The sequence below is a fragment of the Paenibacillus sp. FSL K6-2862 genome, assembly GCF_038005125.1.
Taxonomy (GTDB): Bacteria; Bacillota; Bacilli; order Paenibacillales; family Paenibacillaceae; genus Paenibacillus; species Paenibacillus illinoisensis_A.
In genome coordinates this window covers 3,661,451-3,688,433 of record NZ_JBBOSN010000001.1, presented here as the reverse complement: position 1 = coordinate 3,688,433, position 26,983 = coordinate 3,661,451, and the positions used below count along the sequence as shown (strand labels likewise).

Here is a 26,983-nt window from a genome sequence, read left to right as displayed (position 1 = left end):
TTTGTTATAGGTTACAGGTTATAGTCAATACCTTCTCCAGCGCCTGTGCGGGCGTTAATGTATACGTGAGTAACGCCTTCGATCCCGGTGACGGGAAATGCATAGACGAGTTTGTCGTTGTGGAGCTTCAGCTTTGGCTTACCCGAGACGTTTACGTATGGGCCAAGCTTCGCAGAGGCTTGCTCCGCTGTCAGCTTCGGGTGAAGGGGGAAGTTTTTATTATAATGGGAAAAATAATTAGACGCATCAAAGCTTATCAACGCACCTGTACGACGATCAAATCGCCATACGACTTTCATCTGCGTAATGGAGATTTGCTCCCGGACTGGAATATAGACGAGATAAATGGAAGTTTCTTTTATCTCTTTCGCTGTTAATGTCAGACGTTCGTCAGACCAGCGAGTCATCCAGGCGTCCGCAACTTCGATAAACTGCTTTAAGTCCATATTTTTCTCTACAGCAGCATCTTTGGAGATCGAGCCCTTGCGTCTCACTTGGAGCACGTGTCCGCTTTTACTTAGTTTGACGGTATAGGGACTGGTTGATTTTCCATCAGTGTCCGATAACCGGAAATCCATGACTTCTCCGAACTCGGGGCTGCTCCCGCCAGAGGTCATGTGGACGATTTGCTTACCTGCCCCTTTATTCCAAGTCTCTCCCATGAAGATCTTTGCTTTGGCCGCAAGCTCCATAGCCGTATACGTGGTTTCACCGGCGAAAACGGTTCCTGGCTTCAGAGGTATGTAAGGATTTTGGTTGTACCGGAATTCATTATAGGCTTTATTGCCGGATGTGAAGACCATGTCGAGCTCAGACAAGGCCTCTTCCATTTCGGTCGAAATCTGTTGTATATCTGAAGAAGAGGAATCAAAAGCTTTCTTTCTCATCTGCTCGAGATACGGCAGAGCGGTCCTCGCGAACGTTCTCAAGCGCTGAATTTGTTCTAATTGATCCGGGGTGAGCGACATTCCCTTCTCACTGGCGGGATAGGCCAAGTAGTGGCTGCCTTCCGTGATGAACCACTCATACGAGGACGAAGATTGAAAGTTCATCGTGATCGATCCGATCCTTACATATTCCGAGATAATATTGGCATGTTTAATCGCAGATTGAAGTGCTGCTTGCCGATCTGCAATCGTAGATGCCGCAAGGGATTCCGCAAGCGCATAGTCAAAATCGCGCAGGTAGATTGATTGTATATTCGACCAGTGTTGCGTACTGCTCTGTTGCTGCCGCTCCCATTGTCGATTATTCTGATGCTCCGTATAGCTGAAATACGCGCCTGCTAAAGTCGTCACGCAAAGCAGACCAATGATGGATTTGGTGCGAACGTTCATGTCTATTAAAACTCCTGTCTATGTCATCATAATGCTTATCCACTTTAGCAAAGATGTGAGCACTGTTTAATGAGTAAATATTACCAATAAAAATTGCATCGCCCGTTGACTAAATCTGTACGCTATTATTGACGAAAAATACATTAGAGGTGTTCAGAATTTGTTGAGACTGATATGCTAACTTAGTTTTAAGCGCAACTGAACCTGAGGATAAAATCAATAGGAATATAGGGGATAGTAGATAAGATGGAGAGAAGGATAAGAAATTCCGTAAAGGCCTTAATCATTGAAGACAGGAAAATGTTGGCAATTAAGATAGACGATGAGGGCGATGCTTTTTATATACTGCCTGGTGGAAGCCAAAGTGCGGGGGAGACATTAACTGAAGCCGTAAAGCGGGAAGTCGCAGAAGAAGTTGGAGTCGAGATCATTCCTAATTCATTGGAATTTGTCATTGAAGGTGTATATGGTGAGGCGTTTCACCGTGTGGATTTTGTGTTTTTATGCGAATATAAAGGATTAACTGACCATTTACTTTTCCAAGGTGACAGACATCAAGTCCGTTATGAATGGCTTGATATCGATAATTTGATTGGGCAACCATTGTATCCTTCCAAATTGCGAAAGCAAATTCAGCAGTTATTCAATGGAGAAAAAACCGAGATGTACTTAGGAAATGAGGAACCAGGTAATCCTAGTATGTAGACTGAGATTGTAGCTAACATGGTTCATTTATAAGAAAAGCATCCAATGGCGCCATTCGGCGAGCGATATCGTAAAAGGCAAGCTTTTGGCTAGAAATCTAAAAAGAAGGAGCCGCATGAAACTATGCTCGCTCCTTCTTTTATTATTCTATGGGTTCGGTACGATGAAGGAAACCGTAGTTCCTTCACCAGGTTTACTTTGAATCGTTAAGCCCTGTCCATACATTTTTTTGAGCCGTCGATCGGTATTCGTTAATCCCACACCGGAGGTCCCCGCATTTTTATTACGATCTAATAGGGAGGACAGCTTGGTCTCATCCATACCCACTCCGTTATCATGTATGATGAATTGGATGTAATCCGCTTCTTTTGTAGCAGATAGAGTGAGCTTTCCTCCACTGGTACGGTTCAATATTCCGTGCCGGATGGCATTCTCTACGATAGGTTGGATCGTAAGTGGAGGAAGTTTAGCATCCAACGGGTCGGGCAGATTCCACTCTACTTCCAATCGTTCTCCAAATCGCTCCTTTTCGATATACAAGTAAGCTCGCAGTAAATCAAGTTCATGGGACAGAGGGACCTGGCGCTCTAAGTTCCTTGAATTAAAGCTTCCCTTTAAGTAATCACCGAATGCCTCGAGCAGCGTGATCATGCGATCTGGATCTAATAGACTAAGCGAAGCAATGGAATTGATTGTATTAAACAAAAAGTGAGGCTGAATCTGAGCTTGGAGCCACGCAGCTTCCATACGTAATTGCTCGTCTACAGACTGTTTAAAATGAATTAAAGCGCGAATTCTTGACTGAAGCTCTAACATATCAACCGGTTTTGTTAAATAATCATTAGCACCCGCAAGAAACCCGGTATGAATATCTTCTGGTCTGATTCTAGCCGTCAACAGCAGTATAGGCAGCTCGAAAATGGTAAACTTCTTTCGTATCATTTCAGTCAGGGTATATCCGGACATTTCCGGCATCATCACATCGGTTACGATCAGATCCCACTGTTGTTTATGGTTAATTTGTCTAAGGGCCTCTTGAGCACTATTTACAGCGGTAACCTCATAGTTGTCCAGCTCCAGCAATGATTTTATAACCTTCAGATTGATGGCATCGTCATCCACGATAAGAATAGACCCCTTGATATGATCCACCTTGTATCTATTCTCTGAAGAAACAGCTGCTTCCATCGCTGCATCCATCACGTCGGATCCCAGGTGATTGAAATGAGACTCTATTTCTTCACCGTTCTGTACTCCTTTAACAGCCGGTACGGCGTCGGCCAACGGTAAGGAAAATGTGAAGACGGATCCTTGTCCAATCTTAGACGTCAGCTCTAGTGTTCCGCCATGAAGTTCTACTAAATTTTTGCTTATGCTGAGTCCCAGACCTAAGCCGCTGCCTGGAGAAGTTATGCTGGAATCCGCTTGTTCATACGGGGAGAATATGCGCTGCTGCAGCTCTTCGTCAATTCCAATACCCGTATCTATAATATGAACATAAACAGCTTCATTCAGGATCTCCGCACGAAGAGAAACACAGCCTTCCTTGGTATATTTCAATGCATTGTGCACTAAGTTGAACATTATTTGGGTAAGTCGGTTTTCGTCAGCTGCTACGTTAGGTAATGTATCAGGAATCTCGTTCTGCAGCTTCACATTCTTATCTACCGTCATATAGTTCAGCATATGGACTACTCCCTTGGCCACTGCTGGTAAAGAGACACTTGTTGGTTCTAGCGTAACCCGGCTATCCTTCAGTAGGGTAATATCAATCAAGTCATCGAGCAGACGTGACATGCGTTGTCCAACTTTGGTAATTAGCATCAAATCTTCTTGATCAGATGTATCGAGCTTACTGCCCCTCCGAATGATGATGGATTGAGACATATTAATGATTGCATGGAGCGGATTACGAAGCTCGTGCGACGTATTCGCGAGAAATTCATCTTTTTGTTTGTCCACTTTCTTGAGCGCTTCCGCTTGTTTCTCGGCACGTATTGCTGTTTTGGTGAAGCGTACAAACCAAAAGGATGCAAACACAACAAAGGCTACAATCAGGTCAATCGGGTAATACGGCAGGTCTTTATTAAACCATGACTTGAACAATCCACTGAATGCTATATTAAATGATACGGCAATGCCCGCAAGTAATATTGAAGTGGCAGCTTCTTGACCACTCCTCACAGCCTGTCTTGAAATAATCGGTACGAGTAAGATGGCTATGACCATGAAAATTCCTAGAATCTTAGAGGTATAATCCAGCCAACGGATCGGAAAGAAAAGTGTAATGGATACATAGGTGTAAAAGAAAATAGAGAAAATAAAAATCAGTTTCTTAAAACTATGTACGCCAAGCAGGTGCTTTGTACATAACACTAGACAATAACAAAGGGCGGAGTATCCAATAATCCTCATACGTACTGCCCATTCGAAGTTGATTGGTAACCATTGAAGCAGCATTTTATCATCGTCTATTAACGTAACAAGCAAGGCAAACAAAATAATTCCGGCAAAATAAAGAAGCTCTTTCTGTCGGTGCCCTACGAAAAGAAGAATAACGATATATAACATATGAAGCAGCAGAATAATTCCGACGAGCAGCTGCATATTTTCGCTAAAGTGTATTTCATTCAGGACAGCAGATGGAGTACCAAATTTAATGGATTGAATAATGCCACCTTTATTATGATAGTGAAAATTACTGACATGAATGACAATATCCATGGTGGACTGCTCCACGGTAAAGTTACCTGTATAGGGTACAACCTTAGAGATCGTTCCAATCGGATTGTCATCAGGATGACCTGATTCATATAGAAGGCTTCCATTAACATATAAGCGATAAGCCGTCTTGATTTCAGGAATATGAATGCCATAAGACGCATTAGATTTAGGCAAAAGTACGCGAAGCCGATATGTTCCGAAATTGGATTCTGGACTCGTATCGTTAAAAGTACCGGGAACCTCTGTCAAATTAGCAGAATGTAATGTATGACTAAAGGATGTGCTTGGCTGAATGAAGGTACCCGGAGTAAAGTTCCATTCCCCGTTAAGTGTGATCGTCTGTTGATCCGTAAATTTCAAGTTGGACAAATCAAGTTCTCCCTGGGCTGCATGTGGCTGATTCGGAGGGTAGAACTCCGTATACCAGAAAAATCTTACTCCAATCAAAGCTGCTAAGTATATGAGGATGAGCCAAGCCATCCTGTGTTTGGATATGGTTTTCTTAATAGGTGTGAATGATGGCAACATGAACAATCCTTTATCATACGTTATAGTGGGCTTGTAAAAAAGCTCTTATCTGTTATACATCTAAAATACGGATCAAGAGGGCAGTTGTTTCTCTTGCCACTCCTTAAACCATAGTTGAATATCGTTTCCGGGGAGGATATCATATTCTTCTTTTAGTCGTGTCGTGAGTTCTTGATAAGTTTCTATCGTTTTCTGTGGCTCGTTCAATTTGTCATACAGCTTCATTAAGGCAAACGAAGACTTTTCCTCTATTGAATAGAGGCGGTGAATTTTCAAGTATGTAGTCAACGCATCGCCAAATCTCTGCTGATCCTCATACCAACTGCCGACACTTAGAGCTGTGTTTAGCCATAATTGTTTAAGCCTATGCCTTTCTGCCTCGGCCCACCAATAATCGTATTCCTGTAAATATTCACCCGTATAGCTGTTAATCTTCTCCAAATGAAGCTCCAGGTTATCCTCTGAGATATCGATGGTCTGCATAGAATCTTCCCAAAGTGCTACGTCCAAAATGATATGGTTCAGCTCTAGTAAATATCCTTCATTTGCACTCTTAATCTGAAATCTCTTTCCATACGCAGTAAGCGTTTTGCGAATATGATAAATGGTTGTATATAACTGTGAGTAGGCTTTGTTTACATCTGTATTGCTCCACAATAAATCAACGATAAACGATTTACGAACAAGCTGTCCCCTATGCTGAAGAAGATACAGGAAAAGCTCCTGCGCTCTGAAGGTTCTCCATTGCATCAACGTAAATTGTCCAGGCGATTGTGGTTCCTCAATCATGACTTGTTTGAACATGGTCATCCTGAGAGGTTGATGGGGATCAGGGTTATCCAATCTGGCGGTACTCTTGCTCAATATCCGATTCATTGTTTTGGACAATCGATCAAAGCGAACCGGCTTCACAATGTAATCTATGGCGTTTAATTCGAAGGCGTCCACAGCGTATTCTTGATAGGCTGTAACAAATACCACCATCAGGTCAGGGTCATACTCTAACAAGCGTTCCGCCAGTTCAATACCATTGATCTCAGGTAACTCTATATCAATAAAGGCGATATCCACTTTGGCATGTTCAACGATATCCAAGGCATCGTATGGGTTTGTAAATTTACCAATAATATTAAGGCTGAAGTTTTCCATCTTCAGTAGTTGAAGCTCCAAATAAGACAACGCTAAAACTTCATCGTCAATAAGAATAGCTTTCATGTAAAAATATACTCCTTATTAGCGTTTATTTAGTTATATCGATTTTAACATGGATGTTGAAAAATGGAATAAAAACTCGAATGATGTAGCAGAGCTAGTCGTGTATCTTGAGTTTCGGGTCAGTGGGGCTGAATGAAATGTTGGTCCTTTGGCCACTGAATTTCTCCTATTTGACTAGTGTTTTATGTATTCGATAGGATAGACATAACCATTAGGCGAAACCCGAGGTGATGAGCATGAGTATATTAAGATACAGTTATCCTACGATGTTAAAAAGAAGCAAAAGCTTGTCTTATCGACAGCAAGTTACTTCAATGACAACGGTAGGGAAAGGATCTATAACAATTAACTGGTGTTCTACTAAAAAATTCATGAGTGGGGATGTTAAATGGATTGAACAAGCTGCAAATGTAGCTCTTATGAAGGGAAACCATTATTAAATAATGAAGACATTATGACTGCGGAGCTTAACCTTAACTCGGCGGTTATTTGTTGTTCATTTTAAAACGATGTAGTGATGGCACTTAATAGTCAGTAAGCAAGTGAAGAGCGTATTTCGGCGGACCACATTATGCACCAGGTGGATTTTCTAACTTGGATGTATAATGGAATGATCTCCAACGGCAAAAAAATCGATGATATCCTGTGATCGTTAGCTTGATTTGGTTTCACTTGTGAATGGCGGAACGGCAACTTCCATTTTGTATAAAGTAACCGTCGGTTTTGTCCATTGTTATTGTCACGCTGTCGAAGCTACAATGATATTGATAATGATTATCATAAGCACGGATGTTACATAAGCCGGCTGGAGGAGGACATCAATTGACTGGGCAGCTTGAATTATACGATGTGACAATTATTGGCGGTGGTCCTGCGGGAATGTATACTGCTTTTTATAGTGGAATGCGTGATTTAAAGACAAAGCTAATCGAAGCGAAAGACGAGCTGGGCGGGCGGATGCTTATTTATCCCGAGAAGATGATCTGGGATGTTGGAGGGGTTACGCCGATTCTATGCGAGAAATTAATTGCCCAATTGGCAGAGCAGGCGAAGACGTTCGACCCGACCATTGTATTCGGCCAGCACATTGTTGGATTGGAGAAACAAGCGGATTCGACGTACATCCTGGAGGCGGCAACAGGGGAGAAGCACTGGACACGTACAGTCATTCTGGCCATTGGCCGCGGCATTCTGCGAATGGCGAAGCTGGAGCTGGAAGGGGCTGAGCGCTATGAGGTATCCAATCTGCACTATACGGTGCAGGAACTTGAGCCTTTTAGAGGGAAACGGGTCCTTATTTCGGGAGGGGGGAATTCCGCTGTCGATTGGGCGAACGAGCTGGTTTCCATCGCTGCTCAGGTCACTGTCGTGCATAGACGCGACCACTTTGGCGGGCATGAAAAAAACGTTGTTCGAATGAGGGAGTCTTCTGCAGATGTGCTTACGCCATATGAAGTCACGCAGTTATACAGCGGCAACGGAAAGTCGATTGAACGGGTAACGATTAACCACATCGAATCAGGTGATTCACGCGAGCTAGAAGTAGATGAGGTTATTGTCAACCACGGACTGAAGTCCGATTTTACAGGGATCAAGGATTGGGGACTGGATATGGACGACTGGAACATATTTGTCAGCCCGAAACTAGAGACGAACTTGCCGGGTATCTTCGGGGCTGGTGACTTTGCCAATTACGAAAGCAAGCTCAACCTGATTGCAGGGGCATTCACGGATGCCGCCTTAGCACTTAACAGCGCCAAACGGTATATCGATCCCGAGGCGCCTAGAATGGCTTATGTATCGTCACATAACGAGAGATTTAAGGAACGGAACAAAGCGCTTGGCGTATCCAGTGAATAGTAGGTTTTGCCATCAGTAGACGGACTGTTACAGAGCCGTTGTGAAACTGTAGATCCTGAGCAATGAAGGAAGTTAGTTCGAATATTAATTCGTACATTTGTGTCTTACAAGTAAATTAGAATTAAGCTCTTACGTCCTGTTGATGATGATGTAATACATTCAATTGATGGTAAATAAGCCGCTGATTAGCGGCTTTTTTCTTTTTAAAATATGTCTGCTATTGATTTTGTCATATACTGTCTGATACTTTTATTCAGAAATGTTGTTGCTGGCTAAGCTACTTGTTATTAATCAAAAAGATAATAGATGGAACACTGCAGAAGATGGAGGGTCATTAGAAATATGAAAATTCTAGTATTGGGTGCAACTGGACGAGTAGGCAGTCAGATCGTTGCCAAGGCACTTAAGGAACAGCATCATGTAACTGTACTGGTTCGTCATCCTGAAAAATGCCAGTTTCATGATGAACATTTAACAATCATTCAAGGTAATGTATTGAATCAGGAAGATATTAAGCGTGCTATCCATGGAGCCGATGTCGTTATTAGTGCTCTAAACACGGATGGGACCCATACACTATCTGAAAGTATACCTTTGATCATTGATGCAATGTATGAAGAAGGGATAAAACGAATCATTACTGTAGGGACAGCGGGTATTCTGCAAAGCAGGCTTTCTCCGAGTATTCTACGATATCAATCCAGTGAATCGAGGCGTAAATCCACCCGTGCTGCTGAGGAACATCATCGAGTGTACTCGCTGCTTCAAGAATCTACATTGGAATGGACGATAGTGTGTCCTACGTATTTACCAGATGGAGAACATTTTGGCGTATACCGAGTAGAGCGTGACGTTCTGCCTGAAGGCGGCAGGGAGATATCCGTGAGTGATACAGCAGAATTCACCTACAATCAAATCAATAATAGTTCTTATATCAGATATCGTGTAGGTATTTCATATTAGATACTGTAGAGAGACAAAACATATACCCTATTAGAGTCGCTATTACCTTAGCGGCTTTTTCCTTATCTCAAGGTGGAGATTAGAAATGAAATTTGACTCAGAAAATAGTCACAAGCTTGGCTTGTCCAGAATGAACATGATTGGTGTCGGGCTTTAAGTGATTCGTGGGATAATGAAGAAAAAAACCTGGAGGAATTGATGCAACTTCACTTTAAAGATGTATCTAATCAATTTTCAGCTGAAAAAAGTATCCATGAAAACTGAGGAACCAGTTCAGCCCTTTGTTTCGCTAGGCACATTCCCTGTATGTAGTCATATACTGACTTCATAATATTTGTAAAGGGATGGTGCAAATTGTATTACTACCACACACCAGCACATCAATATGGTGGATACACGATTGGACATAATCCATATTATTATCCAACTTATACAGAAAGAAACAATCATCCACTAGACCAAGGATCTCAAATGGGTATGGAAAATACAGGGCAGCAAGTGATGCTTCTAAAGGATTACGGGAAGAGACCTTTGGTGGTAGATATCGAAAAAGTAACTAAGCTTAATAATAATTTTCGTACAGCTTTATGGACGGGGGAGCACTTCCAAGTAACTCTTATGAACATAAATGTAGGTGAAGATATCGGATTAGAAGTTCATCCGAATACGGATCAGTTTATTCGGATTGAAGAAGGTCAAGGATTGGTTCAAATGGGGGATCGTAGAGAGAATCTCGATTTTATTGTGTGAATGCCTTCGAAGACTATGCAATCATGATACCTGCTGGCAAGTGGCATAACATAACAAACACAGGCAACAAACCACTTAAAGTCTATGTGATTTACGCTCCACCGCAACATCCATTTGGCACCGTCCATCCAACAAAAGCTGATGCCATGGCTTCAGAATAACACACTATTTAATCGTTATTTAACTTATTAGAGACCGCTCTATTGAATAGAGCGGTTATTTCATTACCCACATTTGTGCAATCAAGTTTAAGAATATAATCCATCAACTACCGACTTTCGTTAATTGTATGAAAGGGGGGGCGGCATTACATTAAACGTATAACACAAAGGAGGATCTCGATATGAGTACAACAGATTCATCAGCGGTTTCTAATCAAGTGCGAGTATGGGAGGAACAGGTTGAAATTCCCACTTACGGAACAGGCAAACCTGACAAAAACCCCATGTTTCTGGAGAAACGCGTGTACCAGGGGAGTTCCGGACGAGTCTACCCGCATCCAGTCATCGATAAAATCCTGGATGTGAAAGAATCCAAATCCTATTGCATGGCCATTCTTGAAAACGAATACATTCGCGTCGAAATGTTGCCTGAAATTGGTGGGCGGATCTACCGCGCATTAGATAAAACAAACAATTATGATTTCGTGTATTACAATCGCGTTATCAAACCGGCTCTCGTTGGGCTTGCTGGCCCATGGATTTCAGGAGGTATCGAATTTAACTGGCCGCAGCATCATCGACCGAATACGTTTGGACCTGTACAGCACACGGCAACGGAGAATGAGGACGGCAGCGCAACCGTATGGGTTAGTGAGATTGATCGCATGTACGGCACAAAAGTAACTACCGGTTTTACATTGCATCCAGGTAAGGCCTATATCGAAATTAATGCGCAAATGTATAACCGGACCTCCGAGCCGCAAACGTTTTTGTGGTGGGCCAACCCGGCCGTGGCTGTCAATGATCATACACAGACCGTATTTCCACCTGATGTTACAGCAGTCTTTGACCACGGAAAAAGGGATGTGTCCAAATTCCCGATTGCTACAGGGACCTATTACAAAATGGATTATTCCGAAGGCGTTGATATCTCTAGGTACAAAAATATCCCGGTCCCGACTTCTTATATGGCATATAAATCTGACTACAATTTTGTAGGCGGTTACGACCATGGCGTGCAAGCAGGTTTGCTGCATGTAGCCAACCACCATGTCTCTCCAGGCAAGAAGCAATGGACGTGGGGCAACGGTGAATTCGGCCAAGCTTGGGACCGAAGTCTGACGGATGAAGACGGACCTTACATTGAGTTAATGACAGGCGTATTCACTGATAACCAACCCGATTTCACCTGGCTTCAGCCGTATGAAGAAAAGTCGTTTACCCAATATTTCATGCCATACAAAAACATTGGCGTTGTCAAAAACGCTTCTATCGATGCAGCGGTGAATTTAGAGGTGGATGAAAAACAACGCGTTGCGACAGTAATGGCCTATGCGAGCTCTATATTTGAAGGTGCGAAAATCCAACTAAAGGGACGTAAGCGTACGTATGTCAATGATACTGTTACACTTTCGCCCGAGTCGACTTATAAAACCATCATTACGTTGGACGATGAAGATCAACCGCATGACTTACTTGTCACAGTGCGAGATGCCAAGCAAAAGCTGCTCATCAGCTACAAGCCGGCGAAACCATCTATCGAACAGATTCCGGATGCGGCCAAACCGCTTCCTCTTCCAGAAGAACTCAAGAGTACAGAACAGTTGTATCTTGCCGGCCTTCATTTGGAGCAGTACAGGCACGCTACGTTTGAACCGGAAAGCTATTACGAAGAAGGATTAAGAAGAGATGGTTCTGATATTCGTCTCAATATCGCTTATGGTACACTTCTGCTTCGAAGAGGGTATTTGGAGAAAGCGGAGTCGCATTTCCGTATGGCCATTGAGTCATTGACCTGGAGAAATCCCAATCCATATGACAGTGAAGCTTACTATCAACTAGGCTTGACGCTCCGGCTTCAGGAACGAAATGAAGAGGCTTTCAAAGCCTTTTATAAGGCAGTATGGTCTGCAGCATATCAGGATAGTGGCTACTACGCATTAAGCCAGATTACTTCCGAGCAGGGGGAGTTTATCGAAGCGCTGGATCTGGTAGAACGTGCATTGATTCGCAATACAAGAAACTACAAATCAAGGCTCGTAAAAACGGCGCTGCTTCGCAAGTTGGGTCGTTATGAGGAAGCTATTGCGTTTGCAGACGAAACGCTGACGATGGACATTGCGGATTTTGGTGCTAGATATGAGAAATTCATGAATCTAGAAGCCATGGGGAAAAGTGAAGATGCTCATCTGGTGAAATCGGAACTCCGCCGGTTGTTGAGAGATGACGCACATAATTACTTGAACCTGGCTTGGGATTATGCAGGAAGTGGTCTATACGAAGAAGCATCACGTCTGTTAGAAGAAATTTCGTCCCATCCGGATGGACTGGCGTATCCTATGACTCATTACACACTTGCCTACGTCTATGACAAGATGGGACTCACTGATAAAGCTGAACATGAACGTCACCTTGGAGGGGCTACTGCGCCGGATTACTGTTTTCCGAACACCCTGTTTGATCTAAGTGTATTGCTTCATACAGTCCATAAAAATCCATCTGACAGTAAGGCCCATTATTATTTAGGTAACCTGTATTACGATAAAAAACGAGCGGAAGAGGCCATAAAGCACTGGGAGATTTCCACGGGCCTTGAACACCAATTCGCCACGGTTCACCGCAATCTTGCGCTGGCCTATTATAACAAACGTCATGACGCAGAAGCTTCATTGCAATCACTTCGACAGGCGTTTGCATGTGACAAGGATGATGCACGAGTTTTCTACGAGCTCGATCAGCTGCTTAAGAAAACGGGCGTTTCAGCACAAGAACGATTAACGAAGCTTCAGGAACATATTCACTTGGTCAAACAACGCGACGATCTTTATCTCGAACATATTACACTGCTGAACACGCTAGGCAAACATAATGAAGCACTGTCTTTATTATTAAGTCGCCGATTTCATCCTTGGGAAGGCGGGGAGGGGAAAGCAACGGGACAATATACACTAGCTCTCGTTGAGCTTGCCAAGCAGGAGAATACACGTCAATCCTATCAAGAAGCCATTTTGCTGCTTCAACGGGCGCTTCAATATCCGGAAAATTTGGGTGAAGGCAAACTTGAAGGCGCGCAAGAGAACAATATTCACTACGAGCTGGGCATGGCTTATCAGGGACTCGGACAGCGAGAAGAGGCTGTTTATCATTGGAAACTCGCTTCGGAGGGGTTGGATGAACCGGCTAGCGCGATGTATTACAATGATCAGCCACCAGAGATGATATTCTATCAAGGCCTTGCTTGGAATCAATTGAAGCATTCGAAAGAGGCAAAGCGCCGATTTAACAAGCTGATCGACTACGCAGAACGACATCTGTTTGATGATGTGAAAATCGATTACTTTGCTGTATCCTTACCCGATTTTCTGGTTTTTGAGGATGATTTGAATAAGCGGAATCAAACCCACTGCTTGTTTATGCTTGGCCTTGGATTACTGGGTCTTGGGAACAAAGAAGAGGCCAAAAAACGATTTAATGAAGCGTTACAGCTGGAGCCTAACCACCAGGGAGCGCGAATTCACTTGGAATTATGTTAAAGCATATGGGGATAAAAATCATGGGCAGCAGAGTTAACCTCAAGGAAATCCGGGACAACCAGTTCCGGATTTTTCTTGTTTCCAAGAAGCTTGGAGTGAATGTGGTTGTGAATTCATTTACTTACTGTGTAAATCTGGTTCATATCTGGTATAATAAAAATAATAATCAGGAAATACAATGAAAATATAGGTAAAATATAAAAAAAGATGAAGAGGATAGGTGGAACGGCCCATGGCGAAAATAGATCGTCATACTTTTCAGACCAGAACCAGACATATGTCTGCCGACCTGAAGCAAAAAATTAACTCCGGCTCTTACAGCCCGGGAGAATTTCTGCCTTCTGAGTTGGCACTAACAGAACAGTACAATTTAAGTAAAAACTCCGTGAGATACGTACTGGATGAGCTTGTACAGGAGGGATTGATCGTTAAAATCCCCAGGGTGGGCACGCAGGTGGCAAAGCCAGCTTCGAGGGAAACCATTCGTTTTGGTGTATATCCCTCACTTTATAAAGAAGCAGGGATGGAGGAACTCATTAAGCGATTCCACGAGAAACACCCACATATTCATGTGGAGACCATTGAGCTTCCTTATATGAATTCAGACAGTATCGCCAATCTTGTCAAATTAGGGATTGTCGATGCGTTAACCATCAACTTGCAGGATATGTACCAATTCCAAGAAAAAAAGTACCTTGATTTGTTGGTCGACCAGGATCGAGACGATACAATTTACCCTTTTCTGACAACATATTTTGAGAAGGAATCGGGTGTTTTGGCAGCACAGCCTTTCATATATTCACCTGTTATTCTGTGTTACAACAAGGAGCATCTGAGAGAGAAGAGACTGGGCGAACCCAATAGTAGCTGGAGCTGGGATGAACTGGCGGCGCTGCTCAGAGAACTTAAGGCGCCTCATCGCTACAGTATCGCTTTTCAGTTATTTTCCATGAATCGGTGGCCGATTTTTTGGATGCAAAATGAGGACGATCTATCTTCGACGGATCCCAGTCCAGCTCAGAACGGAACTAGCTTTCCTACAGAAGGATTAAGATGGTTGAGGGATCTTGTGACAGAGGAAGGCATATTTCCACTTGCCTTGGCACAAGGTGAATTTGAAGCCGAGAAGTTGTTTAAGGAGCAGAAGATATCCGTCATGCTAACCACATATTACATGCTGAATGAGCTAAAAAATGCGGATTTTTCCTATGATATCGCACAGTTACCACATTTTAAGAATGATAGGACACTTCTTCTGTCAACAGCCATTGCTCTCAGTGCAGAATCGAGCCAAAAGGACACGGCAGCCTGCTTTGTGAATTATCTCCATTCAGATGAGGCACAGACCTATATTAGGCAGCAGACCTATAGTCTGCCTGCAAGCAGATATATAACGGAAACATGTTCAGTGGAGCTTAAAAACAAACCGTCCAGGTTGGAGCTTCACCGTGACTATAGTTCGAAATACATGACGTATCGGGATCTGTCGATTTCCATGCAAACTCAGATTCGTTTCGGAGAAAGCCTGAAGCAGTACATGTCTTATCTAATGGATGAAGAGGGACTTGCTGAAGTATTGCTTCCGTCTAAAAGCCTCAAGTTATAAAATACGAATAGAAGCTTTAAAAAGGCACTGCCATCAGGTAGTGCTTTTTTTATTTTATATGAACTACAAAAGAACCAGTTGACAGAAAACGTGCCGTATGCTAATTTCTTATTGAAAATAAGAACCACATATGATCCAACTATGAAAGTTAACAGGGAGAGGTGACCGTATTCGGATGAAGACCGTGGCTGAATTGGAAGCAAAGCTTTCGGAGGCATCAGATCGGCTAATCAATGACTTACATAAAGTGGATGGGGATCTTCTTATCTTGGGCGCAGGCGGGAAGATGGGCCCAAGTCTTGCGAGATTGGCCGCACAAGCCATCAGAGCGGGAGGAATGAACAAGAAGGTGACTGCTGTATCCCGGTTTCAGAATCAGGAGGTGAAGAACGATCTTGAAAGCGCTGGAATTAAGACGATTTCCTGCAATCTTTTGGACGATCAAGAGTTCATGCAGCTGCCTGCAGCGGACAACATCATATATATGGCTGGCAACAAGTTTGGTACAACGGGCAGAGAGTATTATACATGGGCAATGAATACGTATTTGCCGGGAAAAGTGGCAGAAAAGTATAAAGATTCGCGTATCGTCGTTTTTTCTTCCGGGAACGTGTATCCCTTTTCCCCGGTGGCTCTCGGCGGAGTAGATGAATCAGTACCCCCAGAACCTCTCGGCGAATATGCACAATCCACTCTGGGGAGAGAGCGAATGTTTGAATACTTCTCTCATAAGTATGGCACGCCGATGCTGCTGTACCGCTTGAACTATGCCATTGATTTACGTTATGGGGTGCTGCTCGAAATTGCCCAAAAGGTCCATGAAGGCAAGTCAGTATCACTTACGATGGGGCATGCCAATGTGATATGGCAGGGAGATGCCAATGAGATTGCCTTAAGGAGCCTGCTTAAGTGCCAAAGTCCTCCCGAAATTTTGAATGTGACTGGACCTGAAACCATGTCCGTACGCTGGGCAGCGCAGCAGTTTGCCAAAAGATTTGGTGTTACCGCATCGTTTGAGGGAAGTGAATCCGAAACGGCTCTACTCAGCAATGCAGCTAAGGCGTTTCGCGAATTTGGTTATCCGAGAGTAGGCTTGCTGGAGATGATCGATTTCATTGCTGAATGGGTTGAATCCGGCGGACCTACGTGGAACAAACCAACCCACTTTACGGAGAGGAAGGGGAGGTTCTGAATGCACAAAAAACAAGCTTCACTTACACCGGAACTGGCAGCTGCATTCCATGAAGGGTTGGTCATCCCCGCTCATCCGCTTGCTTTAAATGAACGCAGAGAGCTGGATGAAGTCTATCAGCGGGTGCTGACAAAGTACTACATTGCATCAGGAGCTGGCGGAATTGCAGTTGGTGTGCATTCCACCCAATTTGAGATTCGGGATCCCAAGGTTAACCTCTATGAACGGGTGCTCCGCTTGGCGGCAGAGGAAACGGAGCAAGCTCGCCTGCAGCGGCCCTTCATCAAGGTGGCGGGCGTTTGCGGGGATAGTGAACAGGCGACGGAAGAAGCCCGGATTAGTAAATCCCTCGGATATGATGCGGTACTGCTGAGTATGGGTGGACTTCATGATTGGAGTGAGCAGGACCTACTTCGGCATACGGAAAAGATAGCCGAAATGATGTCGGTCATCGGATTTTATCTTCAGCCTTCTGTTGGTGGCCGCTGGCTAAGCTTCGACTTTTGGCAGGCTTTTGCTGAAATTGATAATGTCATCGCCATCAAAATAGCTCCTTTCAACCGATATCAAACGATTGATGTTGTCCGAGCGGTTTGCTGCTCAAGCCGCCGTAATGAAATTGCATTGTACACAGGGAACGATGACAACATCCTGATGGATCTACTTACAACTTTTCGGTTCGAAACGGAAGAAGGTACCATGGAAAAAGAAATCGTTGGCGGGCTGCTGGGTCACTTCGCTGTCTGGACACATCAAGCGGTCCAGCTGCTGGAAGAAGTGAAACGTCTCCGCAAGCCCAAGGGATCACCGTTGTCACGGGACTTGCTCACACGAAACGTGGAGATTACAGATGCCAATGCCGCTTTTTTTGATCCTGCCCATCAGTTTGCTGGCTGTATACCGGGGATACACGAGGTTCTTCGAAGGCAGGGTCTCATGCGAGGAATTTGGTGCTTGATTCCACATGAGACCTTATCCGAAGGGCAAAAGGAGGAAATCGATCGTGTATACCGCCAGTATCCTCACCTGAATGATGATGATTTTGTGAAGCAGCATCTGGATGAGTGGCTTAGGGTTGCTTCGCTCTCCCAGTCATGAATATCGGAATCATCGGCCTTGACAGCTCTCATGCCCTGGCATTCACCCGTATTCTTCACGAAAGTCAGGAGACTCTTTTCGCAGATGTGACTGTGACGGCTGCATATGCGGGCGGATCTCCGGATTTTCCTCTCAGCATCACCCGTGTTAAGACTTTTGCCGGCCGGATGACGAAAGAATACGGAGTGAGACTGATGCCCACGATGCAGCAAGTTGCAGAAAACACCGATGCCATCCTTATTTTGAGTGCCGACGGTAGGATACATCTGAATCAGTTCAAAGCGATCTGTTCTTACCGGAAACCCGTATTTATCGATAAACCTTTTGCTTTGTCTTCAGCAGACGCAGGTGAAATCATCAGACACGCAGAAGAGTTTCAAATCCCGTTAATGAGTGCTTCAAGCTTGCGTTATGCCGAAGTCCTGACTGAATGCATAAGAGGAGACATCTTGGGGGCGGACGTGTACGGCCCAATGCACATCGAATCTACGCAGGGACATTATTTTTGGTACGGCATCCATTCGGTAGAACTACTCTTTCAAATCATGGGCCCTGGATGCAGGGAAGTGACCGCCTTCTCTACCGATCATGGCGATCTCATTACTGGAACCTGGAAAGAGGGGAGGATGGGAACGATCCGCGGAATCCGAAATGGCCCAGAGAACTTTGGAATAACGCTGCACACCAGAAACGCTAACCAGCATATACCGCTTGAACCGAGCTACAAAGGGCTCCTGAAGTCGGTCATGAATTGGCTCAAAAACGGCGTGTGCACCGTGCATCCTTCTGAAACGCTGGAAGTCATCCGGTTTTTGGAGTGCGCAGAGCAAAGTCGTCTACAAAAATGCACCATCCCCATGGAAATGTGATCAAACCTTATACGTGTTGACTCCTTGCTCTAGTGAATCAGATCCACCTATCTGAAGGAGGAATGTTTGATGAAGCTGAAAAAGAGGATTTCCATACTACTTGCGATCACACTGTTGACCTCAATCCTTGCCGCATGCAGCAGCGGTACAGACAAAGGCGGTTCGACCGCCCTACCTCCCCAGGAACCCGGACAGTACGGTGATACAGGGGGTCTCACTTTGCCTCTTGTTGATGAACCGACGACCATCACGTACATGCTGCCAAGCAATGCAAAAGACCTTGGCCCGAGCAAACTGGTTGTCCAGGAGCTTGAAAAACGGACCGGTATTAAAGTTAACTTCCAAACGTATTCCCCTCAAACCTACCAGGATAAATTAAAAGTCATTGTGGCATCCGGTAAGCTGCCGGACATTTTTACAGGGCTAAAACCGGCTGAACTCAAGAAAATCGGCAAACAAAACGGTGTCGTTGCCATCAATGAATACGCAGATCAGCTCCCTAACTTCAAAAAGCTATATATGGAAGAAAACGACTGGGTCATCAAATCTTTCGGCGATGAAGCCGGCAATATATATACCTGGCCTATCTACAATCTCAATCGCAAAGTCAATCACGGATTCATGTTCAGGAAGGATATTTTTGATGAGCTTGGTATCAAGGAATGGACGAACACAAACGAGTTTTATGAAGCTCTGAAAAAAGTAAAAGAAGCTTATCCCGATTCTTACCCTTATGCTTCCAAGAGCTTGGCTAATATCTTTAGAGATTGGACCTTCGGCTGGGGACTCGGCAATACGGATCAGTACCCTGCCTATTACGATGAAAAAGACGGCACATGGAAGTACGCCGCAGTACAGCAAGAGCATAAGGACATGCTTGATTTCATGAAGAAGCTGTACAATGAAAAACTGCTTGATCCAGAATTTTTGACGGATACGCAGGATTCCTGGACGACCAAGATGACGACAGACCAATCGTTTGTCACGTTTGACTGGATTGGACGCCTGGATCTCTTTTATAACCAGATCAAAGAGCAAAATCCAGACTATGACCTCAGGTATGCCAATCCCGTGGGACCGACCGGCAATATTAGAACACTGCCTGAGGTTTCAGATTTCAGCGTTGCTGTTGCCAAGAACAAAAATACAGAAACCTCGCTTAAACTGCTCGATTATCTGACCAGCCCATCCGGGAGCGAGTTAATGACGATCGGAGTGGAAAAGGTGAACTTCGAATGGGGCGAGGACGGATATCCCGTGTACCCGGAATTAAAGGATCTTCCCCTTGTGGATATAACCGTGCTCGAGGATCGTTATGCCATGTGGCTTGAAGGAGCTTATCTAAGACCGGACCATCGAAGCATCTATTATCGTTTCTCGGAGAAAGAACAGGAGGCGCAGGATAAAATCGTGAATGAGGAGCGTTTCGAGCCCCTTGATCCGATACTTAATTTTACGGACGACGAAACTTCCAAGATTGCCGAGCAGCAGACGTCACTGCAAAAATCAGCTGAAGAATTCAACTCCAAATATATTCTTGACGCCGGCTACGGAGATGCCGAGTGGGAGAATTTCAGAGGTCAGATCAGCAAAGGCGGTGTGGAGGAACTGATGGCAATCTATAATGAAGCTCAAAAAAGATATGACGAATCCAAATAAACGAGCTTAAGACATGATTGAACTGGAGGAGGCGATGCTTGGAACGTTTCCTCCTTAGGGAAAAAGGTATTGGAGGCGATAATCTTATGGCAGACATCGGCACGGAACATTCGGCAGCTTACCATAAAGAACTGCGAAAGAAGAGCTTCAGAGGTCGGCTTAAACAGACGTGGAATCATATTAAGCGCGACAGGCAGCTGCTTCTGCTGTTTCTTCCTTGCATCCTATTTTATGTCATCTTTCGTTACGGGCCCCTATATGGATTGATTATTGCCTTCAAAGACTACAGTGTGTTTACAGGAGTGCTTGGCAGTGAATGGGTCGGACTGGAGCATTTCATCAAATTCTTTACGAACCAGGATTTTTGGCTGCTTTTCCGGAACACGCTGCTCTTGGGATTATATACGCTTATTTTCGGCTTTCCCTTTCCCATCATGCTCGCCCTTCTGCTGAACGAAGTCAGAACCAAATGGTTTAAAAAATCGGTTCAAACCTTCAGTTATTTGCCTGCCTTTTTGTCCGTGGTCATTATCAGCAGCATGATTATCGATTTTCTCTCCCCAAACCATGGTATTTTGAATCAAATGCTGGCTGCACTTGGTTTTGAGAAAAAATACTTTCTCGTAGATCCGGGCTGGTTCCGTCCGATCTATGTCATTTCGGAAATATGGGCGAACGCAGGATACGAATCCATCATTTATCTGGCAGCCATTGCGGGAATTAGTCCTACGCTTTATGAAGCAGCCAAGGTGGACGGTGCCAGTCGTTTCCATACGATCCGCCATATTACGCTTCCTGGATTGTTTCCCACGATGCTTATCATGTTCATCTTGAAAATGGGCTCCATGATTCGCGTCGGTTATGAGAAAGTGCTTCTGCTCTATAATCCGATGACCTATGACGTTGCAGACGTATTTTCAACGTATGTATACCGCAAAGGACTGCTTGAATCCAATTACAGTTATGCAGCCGCAGTAGGATTATTCGAAGCGCTCGTGGCAATGGTGATGCTGCTGTCCGCCAATGCGATCAGCAAACGGCTGGGAGGTAATGGCTTATGGTAGGTGAGCGCAAAATATCGGTTTTTAGTGTCATGAATTCGCTGATCCTCTGTCTTGTTGCTGTAGCTACACTTTATCCCATCGTGTACATTACGGCTGTTTCTTTAAGTGATACTGCAGCGGTCGTTCAAGGTAGGGTGTTTCTTTTTCCGAAAGGGCTGAACCTTGAGGCTTATATCGAGGTGCTTAAAAATGACACGATTCCAAGAGCCTACCTGAATTCTATTTTTTATACGGCATTCGGTACGTTTGTGAATTTACTCTTTACGGCTGTAGCTGCATATCCTTTGTCGCAAAAAGGATTTTTCGGACGCAAGTTTTTTATGATGGCCATTGTCCTCACCATGTTTTTGAATCCCGGCATTATTCCCACGTATGTGGTCGTGCAGCAGCTGGGGTTAACAGATTCGGTTTGGGCACTCGTACTTCCCAATGCCATCTGGACAATGGAACTGATCATTCTTAAAAGCTTTTACGAAAACATGTCTTCCCAGATACGCGAAGCAGCCCTGATCGACGGAGCTTCCGAATACCGGATTCTGTTTAACATTGTCATTCCCTTATCCAAGCCTGCGCTTGCTTCCATCGGACTTTTTTATTTCATGGGCCACTGGAACAGTTTTTTCCTACCGCTGATTTACTTGAACGATCCGGATAAATATCCTTTGCAGGTCGTGCTGCGGGATATGTTAATCTACAGCGCAGAAAACGACGCGGGACTTGTGGATCGTTCAGCCCTTGCCCCACAGTCTATTAAAAATGCAACCATCGTACTTTCTATGATCCCCGTTTTGCTCATGTATCCGTTTGCCCAGAAGTATTTCGCTAAAGGGGTGATGCTCGGTTCGGAAAAAGGCTAAATCGACTGAAGGAGGAGCCGTATCTAATGAAAATCGTTGCTGCAAAGGAAGGGAAGGTCACGATACTGCAAGCGGATATACCCGAACTGAACAAACGACATGTGCAAGTGAGGACCGAATATTCTGGCATTAGTCCTGGTACGGAAATGAGTGCGATTAAAAGATCAGGCGTATCCCCGGTATACCTTGGCTATAGCGCTGTTGGGATTGTGGAAAAAACGGGAAGTGAAGTCAGAGATATTATACCGGGAGACCGGGTAGCTTGTTATGGTGTGCCTTATGTAAGGCATGCTGAACTCATTTCGGTACCGACCAATCTGGTAACCAAAGTACCTCAACATGTCAAACCAGAGGAGGCCGCATTTACGGGGCTCGGAGCCATCGCCATACATGCGCTTCGGACGGCTGACGTGAGATTCGGCGACAAGGTGCTTGTTGTTGGACTGGGCATTCTCGGTAATCTTGTGGCCCAAATCGCCGCTGCTGGTGCATGTCACACGGCTGCATACGATCTGAGCAAAGCACGGGTTCAGCTGCTTCAGGAGCAGATGGGCATTCAAGCAGGCTTTTCAACTGAAGAGGAAGTGGAGCGTTTTGTGATGAACGAAACGGGAGGTTTAGGATTTGATTCCATCCTCTTATGTGCTGGCGGGCCTGGAGAAGTGCTGATCAACAAGTCACTTGAGTGGCTTCGTGATCGGGGAAAAGTCGTGATTGTTGGTGATTTGTCTATGGAGTTTTCTAGAGATTTGATGTTTCGCAAAGAAGCCCAGGTACTTATCTCTAGAGCAGGCGGACCTGGAAGGTACGATCTGCAGTACGAGCAGCACAATCAGGATTATCCCATCGGTTTCGTGCGGTGGACAGAAGGAAGAAATATGGACGAATACGTCAGGCTGCTTGCTGATAAGCGAATTACGGTAAGTCCTGCCATCACGCATATGTATGCCTTGGATGAAGCATCTGAAGCTTATGAAAATTATCAATCTGATTCGGCTCAAGGGGCACTTGCCACGTTGATCAAGTATTTTTAATGCATGAAGAAGGGGAGATGTGTGATGAAAAAGCCTTTTTTCAACCTGATCATCATGTTCATGAGTTGTTTACTTGTTATTGTGATGTTTCCCGTGCAGTCTGCTCCTGCCCAAGCAGAGGAATCCAGGCTTACTCAAAAAAACTTCGGCGACCCTGAAGAACTGCTTGTTCCCAACAATTACACGGTAGCTGTCTTTAACGGAACTGTAGGCTATGAGGATGGAAAACCAGTCATGTATGCCACGAGTAAAGGCAAGCCTGGCTTCCTGAATGTGATTGACCTCGAAGAGTACAAACTGCTTCGTACGATTTCACTTGGGCCATCGGAAAGCTCCTGGGCGCATACTGTTGCGCCGAACGGTACGCTTTATGTGGCTGCCGAAGGATCGGGTGCACGATTATGGGAGTATTCGCCAGTCACCCATCAGGCTGTTCAAGTGGCTCAATTCGAAGGACAGTCTGTCTCTAATAGTATCACGACGGATGAACAGGGTAGAGTGTATGTGGGGACTTATCCGGGCGGAAAGGTTTGGCAGTATGATCCTGTGACCAAGCAAGTGAGGGATTATGGCCGTGTTATCGGTGCGCTTGATCAGGAGTATGTTCGCTCCATTGCTTACCAGGGGGGATATATTTATGCCGGTACAGCCCATGAACAGATCGTGCGTGTGGATTTGGCTACGGGTGAAAAAACGAATATTGCCGCTTCGCTTACCGTCAAAAACGATACAGTATACGATTTGAGTACGATCGATAACCGTTATTTGTTCGCGCGTTATACGGATGGAAGTGGTGTACCGGGTGAGGGTTATATTTACGATACTACAACAGGAAGCTGGCTTGATGTGGAGCTCCAGCAGGTAACCGGTCTTCACGCAGCTGACTCTGTGGATGGAAAGCTGTATTATATGTCCGAGAAAAAACTGAAAACCTTTGACCTCACGACACATCAGGTAGAGGAAACCGGCATGACCTATGAGAGTGGGTTCAGAGGGGCGGATTGGGTAGAGTTTCAGAACAATCCCGAGCTGCCGGGAAAAACGCTCGTTACGGTACGATATGACGGCGGAGTTGCCATGCTCAATATCGATACCCAAAAAGTCATTGTACAGCCGCCGATTATTCCGGGATTGCCGGGAGTCGTCAATCGTCTCCAAAGTGTTTCCGATACACAGCTGATAACAACGGGTTCTCAAGCCAGATCTTCGTTAGTTGACTTAGAGACCATGACGACAAAACCTTTCAGCATTGGTCAAGCGGATAGTGTATATCCAATTGGAAATAAAGTCTATATGGGAGTCTACCCGGAAGGTGGCTTGTACGTTTATGATCTGAATCAAGAACCGGGAAGCACAAATCCGCAGCGTCTCGCTGTACTCGGGAACGATCAGGAACGTCTTGTGCATATGTCTGAAGGGGACGGTAAACTGTTTATTTCGACCATCTCAGGATACGGGACGCTGGGAGGATCGCTTACAGTCCATGATACCGCTACAGGTGAAACCAAAGTCCATCGAAATGTAGTTCAGAATCAGAGTGTGCTTAGTACCGCTTATGTAGACGGGAAGGTTTTTGGATCTACGACCATCAGAGGAGGACTGGGCTCCACGCCGAGCGAGCAGGAGGCCAAAATTTTTGTGTGGGATGTTCAAAATGAGCAAAAAATAACGGAGTTTACGTTGGATATTCCCGAACTTGTCGATCCGATTTTCATTGGGGACCTGTCTCTCGGGCCGGATGGATTGATCTGGGGAGCATCCTACGAATATATATTTGCAATCGATCCGGATACGTACCAACTTGTAAAATATAAAAAGATTTATCCGAAGCTCTATTACACCCAGTGGCATCATCATCCGATGCGTTGGTCGGAAGACGGACTTTTGTATGTCCTGTTTAACAACAAGCTGACAGTGATTGATCCCGAAACACTGGATTTCAGAACATTAACGGATGCTTCGAGATTTGATCTTGGGATGGATGGGGACCTGTATTTCACAGATCTCGCAACCAATACGGTTCTGTATCGAATCCAAATTGATGGTGAGATTGTGGCCGAACCGCCGGGGCTTCCTTTGCCGGTAAATAATGCCGGGTTGGAGCAGCCAGAAGAGAGCGGAAAGCTGCCGGGCTGGACTTCACTGTTTGCAACAAGTGGGGATGTTAAATTTGAGCGTAGCAGCAACAAGAGTTATGCAGGTGATTACAGCCTGAAAACAACGGATCTTATTCGTACTGGCTCCGTTGCAGTGCAAAGCGATCCAATCGCATTAGTGCCTGGAGAGGAGTATACCGCAAGTACTCAAATATATATTGAGTCAGGCCAGCCTGGTTTCATGTTCCGATTTTATAATGCAGAAGGGCACAGCTTGTCTACTTTGGAAACGCATCTGGATGAATCGCGACTTCACCAATGGCAAAAAGTAACTCTCCGCGGTACGGCACCGGAAGGAACGGCTTATGCCAGACTAATTGCGGTAACCAGCCGCTATAATATCTCCACAGCTTACTATGACGATTTTTCCGTAACGGTTAAAGATAATACGGCTCCCTTAACTGAAGCTGCGTTTAATCCGCAGGCAAATGAGCAGGGTTGGCACCATGAAGATGTTTCGATTACTCTAAAATCGGAAGGAGCAAGCTCTATCTTTTTCGAAACTACGGGGGCTGAGGAAATCAATCAGCGTGAGACCGAAGGTGGTACCACTGAGTTTACCGTACGCGAAGAAGGAGTGACGGCCGTAACTTATTGGTCGGCATCGGCTTATGGTGTGCCCGGGGTACCCTCTACTACCGAAGTTAAGATTGACAAAACGGCTCCTATCATCGAATTTTCAGGGAAATCCGTCTACGAGCTGGATGAGGAAGTGCGGATCGAATGCTCCGCTCAGGATGCATTATCAGGTGTAGCTAAAAGTGATTGTGATGCTGTGCTTGCGGATCGCCACGCCTATTTGAATGGTGTTGGGGAGCATTTGGTCCATGCTTCCGCCCATGATATCGCTGGGAACGCTACGAATTCTTCTTTTTCTTATGAGGTGATCCTTACCTATAAAGGTATGGCAGGACTTATCGACAAGTTTCTCGCTAATGATCAAGAGCTGGCTGATAGACTAAAGGAACAATTGACCAAAGTAGAAAGAGCCGATGAATCAGGTAATGAGGGAGGAAAAAAAGGCGCAATCAACGGATTTGTCCATCAAGTGCAAGCCAAGATTGGCAAAGGATTAGCTCAAGAAGATGCAGAGGTTTTGATACAGTTCGGGTCACAAATGTAATCTTTATTTGACCATTGAAGCAGCCCATCCATCTTTTCAAGTGGAAATGATGACTACTTAAGTTATTTAAAATGGAAATATCTATTAGACGATGCTCATATTTTTTCAATGATTTATGATAAACTAAATGATAGCAATTGGAACTCATGGGCTGATCCGCTTGCATCCAACATTGTTTTTCCTTCCAAAGTAGCAATGAACCGGGCTATTATGCTACAAATCACAGACAAATTGTTCATAGAGGCAGCCAAGGCGGGAGAACTTTTTCTTGCGAAATCTAGCTGAGCATCCAGCAGAGTGATTAGGTCATGTCATATTCACTGTAGGGCAGTTCCAGTCATGCGGCTTTTTTTGAAAAATTATCGTAAGAAAAATGGCAGCCGACCAACATGATCGGCTGTCTTTTTATTGAGCTAAGGGCAGTTTAGATGAATGAAACTTTGGAAGTGAAAACTAGGGAGGATTCTTGAGATGCGGCTTCTTTCCATTTTTGTGCAGTACTATCCATTACCTTATACCTGCTCTATAGACTTGTCCGTCTTCGTCAGC

Annotated in this window: 16 protein-coding genes and 1 pseudogene; 14 read left to right on the top strand and 3 right to left on the bottom strand. The window is 44.8% G+C overall.

The window, feature by feature from the left end; translation table 11 throughout:
* Positions 1-11: 11 nt before the first annotated feature.
* Entirely contained in the window at positions 12-1,337 is a 1,326-nt protein-coding gene (locus tag MHB82_RS16650; protein WP_341175331.1) for a PepSY domain-containing protein, read from the bottom strand.
* 246 nt (positions 1,338-1,583) lie between these two features.
* Between MHB82_RS16650 and MHB82_RS16645 the strand changes: the two genes are divergently transcribed.
* The gene (locus tag MHB82_RS16645; protein ID WP_341175330.1) at positions 1,584-2,042 is read left to right on the top strand and encodes an NUDIX domain-containing protein; all 459 of its coding nucleotides are present in this window, start codon (positions 1,584-1,586) and stop codon (positions 2,040-2,042) included.
* 147 nt (positions 2,043-2,189) lie between these two features.
* Here MHB82_RS16645 and MHB82_RS16640 read toward each other — a convergent pair whose 3' ends face one another.
* Both MHB82_RS16640 and MHB82_RS16635 read right to left on the bottom strand, forming a co-directional pair.
* Positions 2,190-5,135 carry a hybrid sensor histidine kinase/response regulator gene (locus MHB82_RS16640; protein WP_341175329.1) on the bottom strand — a complete coding sequence of 982 codons (2,946 nt, stop codon included), beginning with the start codon at positions 5,133-5,135 and terminating at the stop codon, positions 2,190-2,192.
* Between the two features lie 231 nt (positions 5,136-5,366).
* On the bottom strand, positions 5,367-6,509 hold the full coding sequence (locus tag MHB82_RS16635; protein WP_095357736.1) for a response regulator: 1,143 nt from the start codon (positions 6,507-6,509) through the stop codon (positions 5,367-5,369).
* Between the two features lie 822 nt (positions 6,510-7,331).
* Between MHB82_RS16635 and MHB82_RS16630 the strand changes: the two genes are divergently transcribed.
* The 13 genes and pseudogenes from MHB82_RS16630 (at position 7,332) to MHB82_RS16570 (ending at position 26,434) form a co-directional block, all read left to right on the top strand.
* Positions 7,332-8,369 carry an NAD(P)/FAD-dependent oxidoreductase gene (locus MHB82_RS16630; protein ID WP_110822740.1) on the top strand — a complete coding sequence of 346 codons (1,038 nt, stop codon included), beginning with the start codon at positions 7,332-7,334 and terminating at the stop codon, positions 8,367-8,369.
* A gap of 342 nt (positions 8,370-8,711) precedes the next feature.
* Positions 8,712-9,332, top strand: coding sequence for an NAD(P)-dependent oxidoreductase (locus MHB82_RS16625; RefSeq protein WP_341175328.1), 621 nt, complete (start codon positions 8,712-8,714; stop codon positions 9,330-9,332).
* Between the two features lie 354 nt (positions 9,333-9,686).
* Positions 9,687-10,243: pseudogene (locus tag MHB82_RS16620) on the top strand (cupin domain-containing protein).
* A 182-nt stretch (positions 10,244-10,425) separates the two neighbouring features.
* Positions 10,426-13,776 carry a DUF5107 domain-containing protein gene (locus tag MHB82_RS16615; protein ID WP_341175327.1) on the top strand — a complete coding sequence of 1,117 codons (3,351 nt, stop codon included), beginning with the start codon at positions 10,426-10,428 and terminating at the stop codon, positions 13,774-13,776.
* A gap of 232 nt (positions 13,777-14,008) precedes the next feature.
* On the top strand, positions 14,009-15,382 hold the full coding sequence (locus MHB82_RS16610; RefSeq protein ID WP_110822746.1) for an extracellular solute-binding protein: 1,374 nt from the start codon (positions 14,009-14,011) through the stop codon (positions 15,380-15,382).
* Between the two features lie 175 nt (positions 15,383-15,557).
* Positions 15,558-16,574 carry an NAD-dependent epimerase/dehydratase family protein gene (locus MHB82_RS16605; protein ID WP_341175326.1) on the top strand — a complete coding sequence of 339 codons (1,017 nt, stop codon included), beginning with the start codon at positions 15,558-15,560 and terminating at the stop codon, positions 16,572-16,574.
* On the top strand, positions 16,575-17,672 hold the full coding sequence (locus MHB82_RS16600; RefSeq protein WP_341175325.1) for a dihydrodipicolinate synthase family protein: 1,098 nt from the start codon (positions 16,575-16,577) through the stop codon (positions 17,670-17,672).
* On the top strand, positions 17,669-18,541 hold the full coding sequence (locus MHB82_RS16595; RefSeq protein ID WP_341175324.1) for a Gfo/Idh/MocA family oxidoreductase: 873 nt from the start codon (positions 17,669-17,671) through the stop codon (positions 18,539-18,541). Before MHB82_RS16600 ends, MHB82_RS16595 begins: the two co-directional genes overlap by 4 nt.
* A gap of 69 nt (positions 18,542-18,610) precedes the next feature.
* Positions 18,611-20,200 (top strand): extracellular solute-binding protein, encoded by a 1,590-nt coding sequence (locus tag MHB82_RS16590; protein ID WP_341175323.1) that lies wholly within the window; start codon positions 18,611-18,613, stop codon positions 20,198-20,200.
* A gap of 86 nt (positions 20,201-20,286) precedes the next feature.
* Positions 20,287-21,264 carry an ABC transporter permease gene (locus MHB82_RS16585; RefSeq protein WP_095357747.1) on the top strand — a complete coding sequence of 326 codons (978 nt, stop codon included), beginning with the start codon at positions 20,287-20,289 and terminating at the stop codon, positions 21,262-21,264.
* A complete protein-coding gene (locus MHB82_RS16580) occupies positions 21,258-22,121 on the top strand; it encodes a carbohydrate ABC transporter permease (protein ID WP_095357748.1) in 864 nt (287 codons plus the stop codon). The genes MHB82_RS16585 and MHB82_RS16580 overlap by 7 nt, the downstream gene beginning before the upstream one ends.
* Positions 22,122-22,147: 26 nt before the next feature.
* Positions 22,148-23,155, top strand: a complete 1,008-nt coding sequence (locus MHB82_RS16575; protein WP_095357749.1) for a zinc-dependent alcohol dehydrogenase — start codon at positions 22,148-22,150, stop codon at positions 23,153-23,155.
* Positions 23,156-23,179: 24 nt separating this feature from the next.
* Positions 23,180-26,434 carry a hypothetical protein gene (locus MHB82_RS16570; RefSeq protein WP_341175322.1) on the top strand — a complete coding sequence of 1,085 codons (3,255 nt, stop codon included), beginning with the start codon at positions 23,180-23,182 and terminating at the stop codon, positions 26,432-26,434.
* The last annotated feature ends 549 nt before the right edge of the window (positions 26,435-26,983 follow it).